The sequence below is a fragment of the Pseudomonas sp. zbq_18 genome (genome assembly GCF_043102245.1).
Taxonomy (GTDB): Bacteria; Pseudomonadota; Gammaproteobacteria; order Pseudomonadales; family Pseudomonadaceae; genus Aquipseudomonas.
On sequence record NZ_JBICIT010000006.1, the window covers coordinates 33,497 to 46,130 of the forward strand.

The following is a 12,634-nucleotide window of genomic DNA, read 5'->3' on the forward strand; positions in this document are numbered from 1 at the left end:
GCGGGATAATTCACTGCCAATAGGCTTTAATCCCAGCCATATCGTCTGCGTGAGTCCTGTTTAATGGCTCTGAATCAAGATCAAACGCCGAAATTAGACCTTTATATAGTGAATATTTCTGTCGCTGAGTTTCTATACTTCGCTCATCTATGGTCAAAATAACAAACGCTCGCAGGCCAGCCTGCGGCGGGGAGGCAAAGATGCGTGTTCTGGTGCTCGGCAGCGGTGTGATTGGTACCGCCAGTGCCTACTATCTGGCCCGTGCCGGCTTCGAGGTGGTGGTGGTCGACCGCCAGAACGGTCCGGCCCTGGAAACCAGCTTTGCCAACGCCGGCCAGGTGTCGCCGGGCTACGCCTCGCCTTGGGCCGCCCCGGGCGTGCCGCTGAAGGCCATCAAGTGGCTGCTGCAGAAGCACGCGCCGCTGGCGATCAAGGCCACTGCCGATATCGACCAGTACCTGTGGATGGCACAGATGCTGCGCAACTGCACCGCCGCCCGCTATGCCGTGAACAAGGAGCGCATGGTGCGTCTGTCCGAGTACAGCCGCGACTGCCTCGACGAGCTGCGCGCCGAGACCGGCATCGCCTATGAAGGCCGCCAGCTCGGCACCACCCAGCTGTTCCGCACCCAGGCCCAGGTCGACGCCGCGGCCAAGGACATCGCCGTGCTGGAGGCTTCCGGCGTGCCCTTCGAGCTGCTCGACCGTGACGCCATCGCCCGCGTCGAACCGGCCCTGGCCGGGGTCAAGCACAAGCTGGCCGGCGCCCTGCGCCTGCCCAACGACCAGACCGGCGACTGCCAGATGTTCACCAGCAAGCTGGCCGACATGGCCAAGGCGCTGGGCGTCGAGTTCCGCTTTGGACAGAACATCGAGCGCCTGGATGCCGCTGGCGACCGCATCAACGGCGTGTGGATCGACGGCAAGCTGGAAACCGCCGACCGCTACGTGCTGGCCCTCGGCAGCTATAGCCCGCAACTGCTCAAGCCGCTGGGCATCAAGGCGCCGGTCTACCCGCTCAAGGGCTACTCGCTGACCGTGCCGATCACCAACCCGGACATGGCGCCGAACTCGACCATTCTCGACGAGACCTACAAGGTCGCCATCACCCGTTTCGACAACCGCATTCGTGTTGGCGGCATGGCTGAGATCGCCGGTTTCGACCTGAGCCTCAATCCGGCTCGTCGCGAAACCCTGGAGATGATCACCAGCGATCTCTACCCCCAGGGTGGCGACCTCAAGCAGGCTGAGTTCTGGACCGGCCTGCGCCCCGCCACTCCGGACGGCACTCCGATCGTTGGTGGCACGACCTATCGCAACCTGTTCCTCAATACCGGGCACGGTACCCTTGGCTGGACCATGGCCTGCGGCTCCGGCCGCTTCCTCGCCGACCTGATGGCGAACAAGCGGCCGCAGATCAGCGCTGAAGGCCTGGATATTTCCCGTTACGGCAAGACCAAGGAGACTCACAAGCATGTCCATCCAGCGCCTGCGCACTGAGAAGCGCTTCAGCGAAATCGTCATCCACAACGGCGTAGTCCACCTGGCCGGCCAGCTGGCTGACGATTACACCGGCGATATCCGTGAGCAGACCCGCCAGACCCTGGCCAGCATCGACCGCTTCCTGGGCGAGGCCGGTAGTGACAAGTCGAAGATCTTGTCGGTGACCATCTATCTCAAGGACATGGCCGACTATGCCGGCATGAACGAGGTCTACGATGCCTGGGTCGCCGAGGGCGCCGCCCCGGCTCGCGCCTGCGTCGAGGCCAAGCTGTATGACCCGCGCGTCCTGGTGGAGATGATGGTCGTCGCCGCGCAGAACTGAGCAACCCTGACTTGCCCGGCACCCCCGCCGGGCTTTTTTTAACCGAATGAAGTAGCCGCCATGCGTCCCGCCCGAGCCCTGATCGACCTCGAAGCCTTGCGTCACAACTATCGCCTCGCCCGTGAGGTCAGCGGCGCCAGGGCCCTGGCGGTGGTCAAGGCCGACGCCTATGGCCACGGCGCAGTGCGCTGCGCGCAGGCGCTTGAGGCAGAAGCTGACGGCTTCGCCGTGGCCTGCATCGAAGAGGCGCTGGAGCTGCGTTATGCCGGTATTCGTGCGCCGATCCTGCTACTCGAAGGCTTCTTCGAAGCCAGCGAACTGAGCCTGATTGATCAGCACCAGCTGTGGTGCGTGGTGCACGCGCCCTGGCAGGTCGAGGCTATCGAGCAGGCCCGCCTGTCGCGCCCGTTGCGGGTGTGGCTGAAGCTGGACTCGGGCATGCACCGTGTCGGCCTGCATCCGGCCGAGTACCGCGACGCTCATGCCCGCCTGCAGGCCAGTGGCAAGGTCGAGAAGATCGTGCTGATGAGCCATTTCGCCCGTGCCGACGAGCTGGACTGCCCGCGTAGCGCCGAGCAGCTGGACATTTTTCAGCAGGCGCGCGGCGAGTTGCAGGCCGAGGTCAGCCTGCGCAACTCGCCGGCCATCCTCGGCTGGCCGAGCGTGCCCAGTGACTGGGTGCGCCCGGGCATCATGCTCTACGGTGCCACCCCCTTCGAGCAGCCCCAGGAGCAGGCGGCGCGACTCAAGCCGGTCATGACCCTGGAGTCGAAAATCATCAGTGTGCGCGAGCTGCCGGCCGGCGAGCCGGTGGGCTATGGCGCGCGCTTCGTCGCCGAGCGCCCAACCCGCGTCGGTGTGGTCGCCATGGGCTATGCCGACGGCTACCCACGGCATGCTGCGACTGGCACGCCTGTCCTGGTTGACGGTGTGCGCACGCGCCTGATTGGCCGGGTATCGATGGACATGCTCACCGTCGACCTCACCGATCTGCCCCAGGCTGGGCTCGGCAGCCGGGTCGAATTGTGGGGGCGTGAGGTGCTGGCCAGCGATGTGGCTTATGGTTGCGGCAGCATCCCCTACCAGTTGTTCTGCAATCTGAAACGAGTGCCACGCCTCTATTCCGGGGGCTAGCGGCCCGTCTGCAAGCTAATTGCGGACGTTGTGTTGTAAATACTGAACACTGTTGCCATGATACGGCGAACCAACCGTGCCTGTTCCCCAAGGAGGATTCCCGCATTGGACGTCGGTGTTCGACTGCAATCTATACGCAAACTCAAAGGCCTATCCCAGCGTGAGCTCGCCAAGCGGGCGGGCGTCACCAACAGCACCATTTCGATGATCGAGAAGAACAGCGTAAGCCCCTCGATCAGCTCGCTGAAAAAGGTGCTTGGCGGCATTCCCATGTCGCTGGTGGAGTTTTTCTCACTTGACCTGGAGCAGGACAACCAGACTCAAGTGGTCTATCGGGCCAACGAGCTGACCGACCTTTCCAGTGGCGCCGTGACCATGAAACTGATCGGCAAGGCGCATCCCAATCGCACGATCACCTTCCTTGACGAGATTTATCCGCCGGGCACCGATACCGGCGACGAGATGCTTAATCATGATGGCGAGGAGGCCGGCATGCTGGTCGACGGGCGCCTCGAGCTGACCGTGGGCAGCGAGGTGTTCGTGCTGGAGCCGGGCGACAGCTATTACTTTGATAGCACCAAGCCGCACCGTTTCCGTAATCCCTATGACAAGCCGGCGCGGCTGATCAGTGCCACCACGCCGGCCAATTTCTGACAATACGTCGCCTGTCGCAGGCGATGCCCCTGCGACAAGTTGGGTTGTTTCGGCCTGGCGACCTAACCGTTATACTGGCGCCCGCCTGCGAAACCGTGGCCGCGGGCGTGAATAGCCAATGAGGGTGTACCGTGACTCTGATCAAAAAGATCCTGGCGGCTCAAGCTGCCGTATTGGCCCTGTGGGCTGTGGGCGCTCAGGCTGCGACCAACGACGAAATCGCTGAGCGCATCAAGCCGGTGGGTGAGGTCTGCATCCAGGGTGAGGAATGCAAAGGCGTCGGTGCCGTAGCCGTTGCCGCTGGTGGTGGTGCCAAGTCGGCCGACGACGTGATCACCGCTCACTGTGGCGCCTGCCACAACGCCGGTGTGCTGGGTGCGCCGAAGGTTGGCGATACCGCCGACTGGAAGAAGCGCGCGGATGAGCAGGGTGGCCTGGATGGCCTGCTGGCCAAGGCTATTTCCGGCATCAACGCCATGCCGCCGAAAGGCACCTGTGCCGACTGCTCGGACGACGAGCTGATGGCCGCCATCAAGAAGATGTCGGGCCTCTAACGGCAACAGTGCTGTTCATTGCAAAGCCGCCTGTGGGCGGCTTTGTCGTTTCTGCGTGTGGCGGTTCAGTCGAGGAAGCGTACCTGGCCGCTCTCCAGTGAGGCGACGCGGGCCAGCGACTCAACGCGATAGCCTTCGTTTTCCAGCAGCTTGCGGCCGTCCTGGAAGGACTTTTCGATGACGATGCCGAGACCCGCGATACTTGCTCCGGCCTGCTGGATCAGGTCGATCAGTGCCTTGGCGGCGTGGCCGTTGGCAAGGAAGTCATCGATGATCAGCACATGATCTGCCGCGCTCAGGTGTTTGGCGGAGATGGCAATGGTGCTCTCGGTCTGCTTGGTGAAGGAGAACACCTTGGAGATCAGCAGTTCGTTCTTCAGCGTCAGTGACTGGAACTTGCGCGCGAAAATTACCGGTACGCCCAGCTCCAGGCCGGCCATGATCGCCGGTGCGATGCCGGAGGCCTCGATGGTGACGATCTTGGTCACGCCCTGGGCGCGGTAGCGCTCGGCGAACTCGTGACCGACTTTCTGCATCAACGCCGGGTCGATCTGGTGGTTGAGGAAGGCGTCGACCTTCAGCACCTGGTCCGACAACACGGTCCCCATTTCGCGAATTTTCTGTTTCAGCGCTTCCACGCGGTGGTCCTCATGCTGAACGTAGCCCGGATGCAATCCGGGACGGTTTCCCCGGACTGCATCCGGGCTACGAAGTGACGGTATTCTACGAGCCTGCCGGGCGTTTTAGCAGTGCCCGCATATTGGCCAGGGCGTCGTTGCCGCGCGCGGCTTTGACTTCAACCGGCGCGTCCTCCTGGCCTTCCCAGACCAGGTCTTCCGGCGGCAGCTCGTCAAGGAAGCGGCTCGGCGAGCAGTCGATGATTTCACCGTACTGCTTGCGCTTGGCGGCGAAGGTCAGCGTCAGGTTGCGCTTGGCGCGGGTGATGCCGACATAGGCCAGGCGCCGCTCTTCCTCGATGGTGTCGGCCTCGATGCTGGAGCGGTGCGGGAGGATTTCCTCCTCGAAACCGATGATGTACACCGAGGGGAATTCCAGACCCTTGGAGGCGTGCATGGTCATCATCTGCACGCCCTCGGCGCCTTCTTCCTCTTCCTGCTGGCGCTCCAGCATGTCGCGCAGCACCAGCTTGCCGATGGCGTCCTCGATGGTCATGTCGCCGTCCTCGTCCTTGTCGAGGGTGTTCTTCAGCGCCTCGACCAGGAACCAGACGTTGCCCATGCGCGCCTCGGCGACCTTGTCGCTGGAGGCGTTCTGACGCAGCCAGTTCTCGTAGTCGATGTCCATGATCATGCTGCGGATGGCGCCGATCGGGTCATTGCCGGCACACAGCTCGCGGATCTTGTCCATGTAGCGCTTGAAGCGCGAGAGGCGCTCGGTGTAGCGGCTGTCGAGCAGCTCGCCGAGGCCCAGCTCGTCGCTGGCGGCGTACATCGAGATGCCGCGCTCGCTGGCGTAGTTGCCGAGCTTCTCCAGGGTCGCCGAGCCGATCTCGCGGCGCGGCACGTTGATCACCCGCAGGTAAGCGTTGTCGTCGTCCGGGTTGACCAGCAGGCGGAAGTAGCTCATCAGGTCCTTCACTTCCTGGCGGGCGAAGAAGCTGGTGCCGCCGCTCAGGCGATAGGGAATCTGGTGGTGCTGCAGCTTCAGCTCCATCAGCTTGGCCTGGTAGTTGCCGCGGTAGAGGATGGCGAAGTCGCTGTACGGGCGCTGGGTGCGCAGATGCTCGGTGAGGATTTCCAGGGCGACGCGCTCGCACTCGGCGTCCTCGTTGCGCGTGCGGATCACGCGGATCTCGTCGCCCACGCCCATTTCCGACCACAGCTGCTTCTCGAACACGTGTGGGTTGTTGGCGATGAGGATGTTGGCGCACTTGAGGATGCGGCTGGTGGAGCGGTAGTTCTGCTCCAGCATCACCACCTTCAGTGACGGGTAGTCTTCCTTGAGCAGGTTGAGGTTCTCCGGCCGTGCGCCGCGCCAGGCGTAGATCGACTGGTCGTCGTCGCCGACCACGGTGAACTGGTGGCGCATGCCCACCAGCAGCTTCACCAGCAGGTACTGGCTGGCGTTGGTGTCCTGGTATTCGTCGACCAGCAGGTAGCGGATGCGGTTCTGCCATTTTTCCAGGATGTCGGCGTGCTCCTGGAACAGCTTCACCGGCAGCAGGATCAGGTCGTTGAAGTCCACCGCGTTGTACGCCTTGAGCGTGCGCTGGTAGTGCAGGTAGACGATGGCGGCGGTCTGTTCCTTGGGGCCACGGGCATTGGCCAGGGCCTCGTCCGGCAGGATCAGGTCGTTCTTCCAGCTGTCGATCAGGTTCTTGATCTCGTCGGCACCGTCATCGCCGGCGTATTCCTTCTGCATGATGTCGGTCAGCAGGGCCTTGATGTCGCCGTCGTCGAAGATCGAGAAGCCGGGTTTGTAGCCCAGGCGGGCGTATTCCTTGCGGATGATGTTCATGCCCAGGTTGTGAAAGGTGGACACGGTCAGGCCGCGCGCCTCGGCGCCCTTGAGCAGGCTGCCGACACGCTCCTTCATCTCGCGGGCGGCCTTGTTGGTGAAGGTCATGGCGACGATATGGCAGGCCTGGATGCCACACTGCTGCACCAGGTAGGCGATCTTGCGGGTGATCACGCTGGTCTTGCCGGAGCCGGCGCCGGCGAGCACCAATAGTGGGCCGCCGACGTAGTTCACGGCCTCTTGCTGCCGAGGGTTGAGTCGGGACATGGCAAAGGAATTGATCAGAAAAAGAGGCGGCATTCTAACAGCCGGCGGTCGGCTGCGGGACGCGGGCCGACCGCTGTACGGCACCGACGGTTTTGAATAAAAAGCATAAGGATTGTGTGCTAAGTCACTATTTTAAAAGATCATGTACGATTGTTCCGTATCCCCCCGGTTGTCGCTGCTATGTGTTTCCCTCAGGATGCGCGAAAGCTGCACAAGGACGGGGCAGGAAGAGAACGCCGAATAACGGCGCATGCAGACGGAGTGAGTCTGTCTTGTCGACCTTGGGGAGTTCATGTGTCTGCGCTTGCTGAATCCATGCGCCTGATCCTGCTGGCCGAAACGCCGGAATGGGCGACCCTGCTGCGCGCACGACTGACCAGTCTGGATGCTGCCTGGCCGCTGATCACCGCGCCAAGCTGGACGGCCGCCAGTAGCCTGTTTGATGACGATGTCCCCGCCCTGTTGCTCACCACACCTGCCTGCCAACCAGAGCCCGGTTGTTGTTCCTTGCCCGTGGTGCTGCTGCTCGATCATGAGCCCGTGGAGCCGCCTGCCGATGCCTACGACTGGCTGGTACGTAGCCAGCTGAGCGATGAGGTGCTGCGCCGCTGCCTGCGCTATGCCGGTGAACGTGCACGCCTGCAAGGGGCCCTGCAGCGCCTGGCCGAGCAGGATGTGCTGACAGGCATCGCCAATCGCCAGGGTTTCCAGGCCCTGCTGGCCGGGCGCCTGGCCGAATACCAGGGACGCGGTCTGGCCCTGGGACATCTCGATCTGGACAACTTCAAACACGTCAACGATGCCCTTGGCTACCAGGCCGGCGATCGGCTGATCCTGCAGGTGGTGGCGCGGCTCAAGGCGCAGCTGGAAGCCGGTGACAGCCTGGCCCGGCTCGGCAGCGACGAGTTCGCCCTGCTCCTCGATACTCGCCGCGACCCGCGCCGTGCCGAACGCCTTGCCGAGCGTATCGTCGAGGCGCTGTCCGAACCCTACTGGCTGGATGGCGAGAGCCTGCTGCTCGGCTGCAGCCTGGGCCTGACCTACGCACGCGCTGGCCTGGCCGCCGACCCGCTGATGTGGCACGCGCACATCGCCATGCAGCAGGCCAAGGCGGTGCAGGGGTGCACCTTTCATCTCTACGACGAGCGCGTGCATGGTGGCGCGCGCAGCAAGGCCGACCTGGAAAGCGAGCTGCGCCGCGCGCTGCGTCGTGACGAGCTGGAGCTGCACTACCAGCCGCGTCTGTGTCTGCAGAGCGGACGTATCCTCGGTCTGGAGGCGCTGGTGCGTTGGCGCCACGAGCAACGCGGCCTGCTCGGCCCGGACGAATTCGTGCCGCTGGCCGAGGAGAGCGGGCTGATCGTGCCGCTCGGCTACTGGGTGATCTCCCGCGCCCTGCGCGACATGCAGTGGCTGCGTGGGCGCGGTCTGCCGGCGCTGCACATGGCGGTCAACCTGTCGTTCCGCCAGTTCCAGGACAGCCAGCTGCTGCCGACGTTGAGCCGCCTGATCGAAGAACGCGGCGTGGATGCCGAGCGGCTGGAGTTTGAACTTACCGAGACGGCGGTGATGCGCCGCAGCGAGCAGGTGCAGCAGACCATGCAGGCGCTCGGCCGCCTGGGTGTGCGCTTCTCCCTGGACGACTTCGGTACCGGCTTCTCCTCCTTCGTGCACCTCAACAACCTGCCGATCACCCTGCTGAAGATCGACAAGAGCTTCGTCGGCGGCATGGGCGAGCGCGCGGAGAACCGCCAGCTGGTCAGGGCCATGATCAATCTGGCCCACAACCTTCATCTGCAGGTGGTTGCCGAGGGTGTGGAAAACGCCGAACAACTGGCCCTGCTGCGCCAGTTCGGTTGCGATCAAGTGCAGGGTTACCTGATCAGCAAGCCGTTGCCACTGACCGAGCTGGCGCGTTTCCTGGTGTTTGGCATGCGCCAGCCGCTGCTGACAGGCACGCCTTCGTAAGCGCGGCGGCTGTAGGTTGGGTTGAGGGCATAGCCCGAAGCCCAACATCGGGCTGACAAGCTGCGGCGTCGCCATTGTTCGTGTGTTGGGCTTCGCTGCGCTCAACCCAACCTACGCAGACTGACCCGACCTAAGACAAGCAGGTCTGTCCCGCCTGCTGTGCCTGTGGCCGCAGCAGGCGCGCCGTCTTCCATTCGAAACCCAGGCTCAGGGCAATGGCTGCGCAGGCCAGTCCGCCAGCCAGGCCCCACCAGATGCCATGGGCGCCCCAGCCGAGCGGGAAGGCCAGGGTCCAGGCCAGCGGGATGCCGATCAACCAGTAGCAGCCGAGGCCGACGAGCAGGGTGGTTTTGCCGTCGCCCAGACCGCGGATGGTGCCCATGGCGATGCTCTGGGTGCCGTCGAACAACTCGAAGAGTGCGGCAACGGCCAGCAGGCTTACGGCCAGGCTGACGATCTCGGCGAACGCCGGGTCGCTGCGGTCGACGAACAGCCCCACCACATACTCCGGCGCCAGCCAGAACAGCAGGGCGAACAGCAGCATGCAACAGGCGCCGCTGGCGATGCCGAGGCGCCCGGCACGGCGCACCTCGGCCAGGCGGCCGGCACCGTAATGCTGACCGACGCGGAAGGTCACCGCGTAGGACAGCCCCTGCGGCAGGATGAAGGCAAGGGTTACCGCCTGGATGGCGATCTGGTGGGCGGCCAGTTGCACACTGCCGAGGGCGCCCATGCACAGGGTGGCGAAGGTAAACAGGCCCTGTTCGGCAGCGTAGGTACCGCCAATCGGCAGGCCCAGGCGTAGCAGCGCGCCCATCTCGGTCCTGCGTGGGCGCAGCGGGCCGCGCAGCAGCCTGTACTGGCGGTAGGCCGGCGAGCGCAGGATGTAAAGGCCCAGGGCCAGCGCCATGGCGGTGCTGACCAGGGCGGTGGTCATGCCGATACCGCTCAAGCCAAGACTGGGCAGGCCGAACCAACCCTTGATCAGCGCATAATTGATAACGAAGTTGGCGAGGGCGCCGATCACGCCGATGGTCATCACCGGGCCCGGATACCCAATAGCGCTGGTAAAACCGCGCAAGGCCATGAAGCACAGGTAGCCGGGCAGGGCCAGCGACAGGGGGCCAAGAAACTCCATGGCCAGGTCGACACTGCCGGCCTGCTGGCCCAGGTAGGGCAGCAAGGGGCCGAGCCCGTGCAGGCACAGGGCGCCCCCGGCACCCAGCAGCAGGGCCAGCCACAAGCCGTTCTGCAGCAGACGGGTGACGCCCTGAGTGTCGCCCGCACCGTGACGAATGGCGACCAGGCTGCCGACGGCGGCCATTACCCCGACACAGAACAGCGACAGCATGTAGTAGCAGGTGGCGCCGAGGGCGCCGCCGGCCAGTTCTTCGGGGCCGAGCATGGCCATCATGATGGTGTCGGTGAACACCATCAGCACATGGGCCAGTTGCGCAGTAATCAGCGGTGCGGCCAGGCGGAACAGGGCGACCAGCTCATGGCGGGTGGAGTGCGGCATGATGAGTGAGGCTCAGCGAGAGGCGCCGCCGAGATTGTCACGGCTGGCAGGGGAGTGCCGCTCATTTTCGGGATTCAGGGTGCCACCTACAAAAGGAAAAATGCGATGCTTTGCATGACTAATACTCATGGAGGCCACGCCCATGGCGCGTCGTTTGCCGCCCCTTTATGCCCTGCGTGCTTTCGAGGCGGCTGCCCGCCATGCCTCCTTCACCCGTGCCGCCGAGGAGCTGGCCATTACCCAGAGTGCGGTGAGCCGGCACATTCGTACGTTGGAGGAGCACTTTGCCTGCAGCTTGTTCGAGCGTGCCGGTCGCCATCTGCGCCTGAGCGAGAGCGCACGCTTGCTGCTGCCGGGGGTGCGCGATGGCTTCGATGCGCTGGAGCGGGCCTGCGCCGCGCTCAGCACCGACGACACCACCCTGCGCCTGAAGGCGCCCTCGACCCTGACCATGCGCTGGCTGTTGGCGCGGCTGTCGCGTTTTCGTACCTACAACCCGGATATCGAAGTGCAGCTGACCAGCGCCTGGATGGACGTCGATAAGGTCGACTTCCATCAGGAGCCCTTCGACTGTGCGGTTCTGCTCAGCAGCGGTGGTGTCTTCCCGGCGGACTGGGAAAGTATCGAGCTGTTCGCCGAGTGGCTGATTCCGGTCTGTGCGTCGGAAGCCGCTACTGACGATCACTGGGATCTGGCCCGGCTGCAGAGCTGTGAGCTGTTACACCCGACGCCGGATCGTCGCGATTGGCGGCGCTGGCTGCAGGCCATGGGGTTGGCGGAGCAGGTGCCGCTGAAGGGGGGGCAGGTGTTCGACACCCTGGAATTGGGGATGGTCGCTGCCGCGCGGGGCTACGGGGTATCCATCGGCGATCTGGTGATGGTCGCGGAGGACGTCGAGCAGGGGCGTCTTGGCCTGCCCTGGCCCAGCGCCGTGGCCAGTGGCGACAGCTATTACCTGGTGTGGCCAAAGGGGCGGCGCGGTGAGGAGCGGCTGCGTCGGTTGCGTGACTTTCTATTGGATGAAGTGGCGCAGATGCACCTGCCGGCCGTGCAGTGGATCGACAGGTGAGCGATACGGAATTTTGTGCGCGCTGCGTAAAAAATAATGGACTTTATGAGTGCGCCTTCCAGCGCTTTCTTCCTGTAGGCGCCATTAAGCGGGCCTTGTGGCGCCTGGCTTTGCTCCGTTTTTCAAACGCGGGTCTCTCGAAATGTTTGACATATTTTACGGCTCGGGCAGACTGTGCGGGCGGTTCCGACTGTTATGCGGCCGTCGCGGGAGGTTCGTTACCTTCCATTTCCAAGCCTCCAGGTGAGGCGTATGCAATGCCGCCGACAGACGGAACCGTGCCAAACAGGTAGCGCGTCGATCTCTTCCGACCCTCCTGCACAGCAACGGCAGGCCAGCCTGCCCCAAGGTGACGTATGTCTAACAACAGCGCTAAAACCTCCAACGCGAAACGCAAACCCGTCGTACTGATGTCCATGGGCGCCCAAGAGCGCAAGGGCCACGCCTACCAGGTGATGACCCACAAATACATCACACCGATCACCGATTTTGCCGGCTGCATGCCGGTGCTGGTGCCCACCTGCTGCGGCACCGACGACCTCGACCAATACCTCGACATGGCCGATGGTGTGTACCTGACCGGTGCGGGCTCGAACATCGACCCGATCCTCTATGGTCAGGAAAACCTCACGCCCGAGAAAACCCAGGACCGCGACCGCGACCTGTTCGACCTGCCGCTGATCAAGGCCGCCATCGCCCGCGGCCTGCCGATCTTTGCCATCTGCCGTGGCATGCAGGAAATCAACGTGGCCCTGGGCGGCGACCTGTATCAGAAGGTCTATGCCGAGCCAGGCTTCAATGATCATCGCGAGAACCCGGAAGACCAGGTGGACGTGCAGTACGGCGAAAGCCACAAGGTGCGTATCGCCGCCGGCAGTTGGCTGGCCAAGGTCCTGGGCAGTGAAGAGATCACCGTCAACTCCCTGCATGGCCAGGGCATCAAGACCCTGGGCAAGGGCCTGGAGCCGCTGGCGCGCGCAGAGGATGGCCTGATCGAGGCCTTCCACGCGCCAAGCCTGTCGCCCTTCCTGTTTGCCGTGCAGTGGCATCCGGAATGGCAGGCTGCAGAGAACCCGGATTCGGTGAAGATGTTCGAGGCGTTTGGTGAGGCTTGTCGCGAGCGTGCGCAGAAGCGTCAGGCAGCCTGATTGAGGCTGCTGCAAGAAA

General features: G+C 63.8%; 11 protein-coding genes. 8 read left to right on the forward strand and 3 right to left on the reverse strand.

Annotated features, from left to right (window positions below):
• The first annotated feature begins 200 nt into the window (after window positions 1-200).
• From dadA to ACF8C6_RS04635, 5 genes are all read left to right on the forward strand, one after another.
• Window positions 201-1,499, forward strand: coding sequence for a D-amino acid dehydrogenase (dadA, locus tag ACF8C6_RS04615; RefSeq protein WP_392498214.1), 1,299 nt, complete (start codon window positions 201-203; stop codon window positions 1,497-1,499).
• Window positions 1,474-1,824 (forward strand): RidA family protein, encoded by a 351-nt coding sequence (locus tag ACF8C6_RS04620; RefSeq protein ID WP_392498215.1) that lies wholly within the window; start codon window positions 1,474-1,476, stop codon window positions 1,822-1,824. Before dadA ends, ACF8C6_RS04620 begins: the two co-directional genes overlap by 26 nt.
• A 60-nt stretch (window positions 1,825-1,884) precedes the next feature.
• Window positions 1,885-2,958 carry an alanine racemase gene (alr, locus tag ACF8C6_RS04625; protein ID WP_392498216.1) on the forward strand — a complete coding sequence of 358 codons (1,074 nt, stop codon included), beginning with the start codon at window positions 1,885-1,887 and terminating at the stop codon, window positions 2,956-2,958.
• A gap of 105 nt (window positions 2,959-3,063) precedes the next feature.
• Entirely contained in the window at window positions 3,064-3,612 is a 549-nt protein-coding gene (locus tag ACF8C6_RS04630; RefSeq protein ID WP_277688075.1) for a cupin domain-containing protein, read from the forward strand.
• A gap of 131 nt (window positions 3,613-3,743) precedes the next feature.
• Window positions 3,744-4,166, forward strand: coding sequence for a c-type cytochrome (locus ACF8C6_RS04635; protein WP_392498217.1), 423 nt, complete (start codon window positions 3,744-3,746; stop codon window positions 4,164-4,166).
• A 65-nt stretch (window positions 4,167-4,231) separates the two neighbouring features.
• Here the strand turns inward: ACF8C6_RS04635 and ACF8C6_RS04640 are convergent, their stop codons facing one another.
• Both ACF8C6_RS04640 and rep read right to left on the reverse strand, forming a co-directional pair.
• A complete protein-coding gene (locus tag ACF8C6_RS04640) occupies window positions 4,232-4,804 on the reverse strand; it encodes a xanthine phosphoribosyltransferase (RefSeq protein ID WP_392498218.1) in 573 nt (190 codons plus the stop codon).
• Between the two features lie 85 nt (window positions 4,805-4,889).
• Window positions 4,890-6,911 (reverse strand): DNA helicase Rep, encoded by a 2,022-nt coding sequence (gene rep, locus ACF8C6_RS04645; protein WP_392498219.1) that lies wholly within the window; start codon window positions 6,909-6,911, stop codon window positions 4,890-4,892.
• A gap of 315 nt (window positions 6,912-7,226) precedes the next feature.
• On the opposite strand from rep, the gene ACF8C6_RS04650 reads away from it, so the two are divergent.
• On the forward strand, window positions 7,227-8,879 hold the full coding sequence (locus ACF8C6_RS04650; RefSeq protein WP_392498342.1) for a putative bifunctional diguanylate cyclase/phosphodiesterase: 1,653 nt from the start codon (window positions 7,227-7,229) through the stop codon (window positions 8,877-8,879).
• 130 nt (window positions 8,880-9,009) lie between these two features.
• Here ACF8C6_RS04650 and ACF8C6_RS04655 read toward each other — a convergent pair whose 3' ends face one another.
• Window positions 9,010-10,398 carry a NorM family multidrug efflux MATE transporter gene (locus tag ACF8C6_RS04655; protein WP_392498220.1) on the reverse strand — a complete coding sequence of 463 codons (1,389 nt, stop codon included), beginning with the start codon at window positions 10,396-10,398 and terminating at the stop codon, window positions 9,010-9,012.
• 142 nt (window positions 10,399-10,540) lie between these two features.
• Here ACF8C6_RS04655 and ACF8C6_RS04660 point away from each other — a divergent pair, with 142 nt between their 5' ends.
• Window positions 10,541-11,467: a LysR substrate-binding domain-containing protein gene (locus tag ACF8C6_RS04660; RefSeq protein ID WP_392498221.1), complete on the forward strand. Its 927-nt coding sequence runs from the start codon at window positions 10,541-10,543 to the stop codon at window positions 11,465-11,467.
• A 356-nt stretch (window positions 11,468-11,823) separates the two neighbouring features.
• A complete protein-coding gene (locus ACF8C6_RS04665) occupies window positions 11,824-12,615 on the forward strand; it encodes a gamma-glutamyl-gamma-aminobutyrate hydrolase family protein (RefSeq protein ID WP_392498222.1) in 792 nt (263 codons plus the stop codon).
• Window positions 12,616-12,634 lie beyond the last annotated feature (19 nt).

What these genes read in the sequence shown, in the direction of transcription:
- dadA (WP_392498214.1), top strand. Translation starts at nt 201, where the DNA reads ATGCGTGTTCTGGTGCTCGGCAGCGGTGTGATTGGTACCGCCAGTGCC.
- ACF8C6_RS04620 (WP_392498215.1), top strand. Translation starts at nt 1,474, where the DNA reads ATGTCCATCCAGCGCCTGCGCACTGAGAAGCGCTTCAGCGAAATCGTC.
- alr (WP_392498216.1), top strand. Translation starts at nt 1,885, where the DNA reads ATGCGTCCCGCCCGAGCCCTGATCGACCTCGAAGCCTTGCGTCACAAC.
- rep (WP_392498219.1), bottom strand. Translation starts at nt 6,911, where the DNA reads ATGTCCCGACTCAACCCTCGGCAGCAAGAGGCCGTGAACTACGTCGGC.
- ACF8C6_RS04650 (WP_392498342.1), top strand. Translation starts at nt 7,227, where the DNA reads ATGCGCCTGATCCTGCTGGCCGAAACGCCGGAATGGGCGACCCTGCTG.
- ACF8C6_RS04655 (WP_392498220.1), bottom strand. Translation starts at nt 10,398, where the DNA reads ATGCCGCACTCCACCCGCCATGAGCTGGTCGCCCTGTTCCGCCTGGCC.
- ACF8C6_RS04660 (WP_392498221.1), top strand. Translation starts at nt 10,541, where the DNA reads ATGGCGCGTCGTTTGCCGCCCCTTTATGCCCTGCGTGCTTTCGAGGCG.
- ACF8C6_RS04665 (WP_392498222.1), top strand. Translation starts at nt 11,824, where the DNA reads ATGTCTAACAACAGCGCTAAAACCTCCAACGCGAAACGCAAACCCGTC.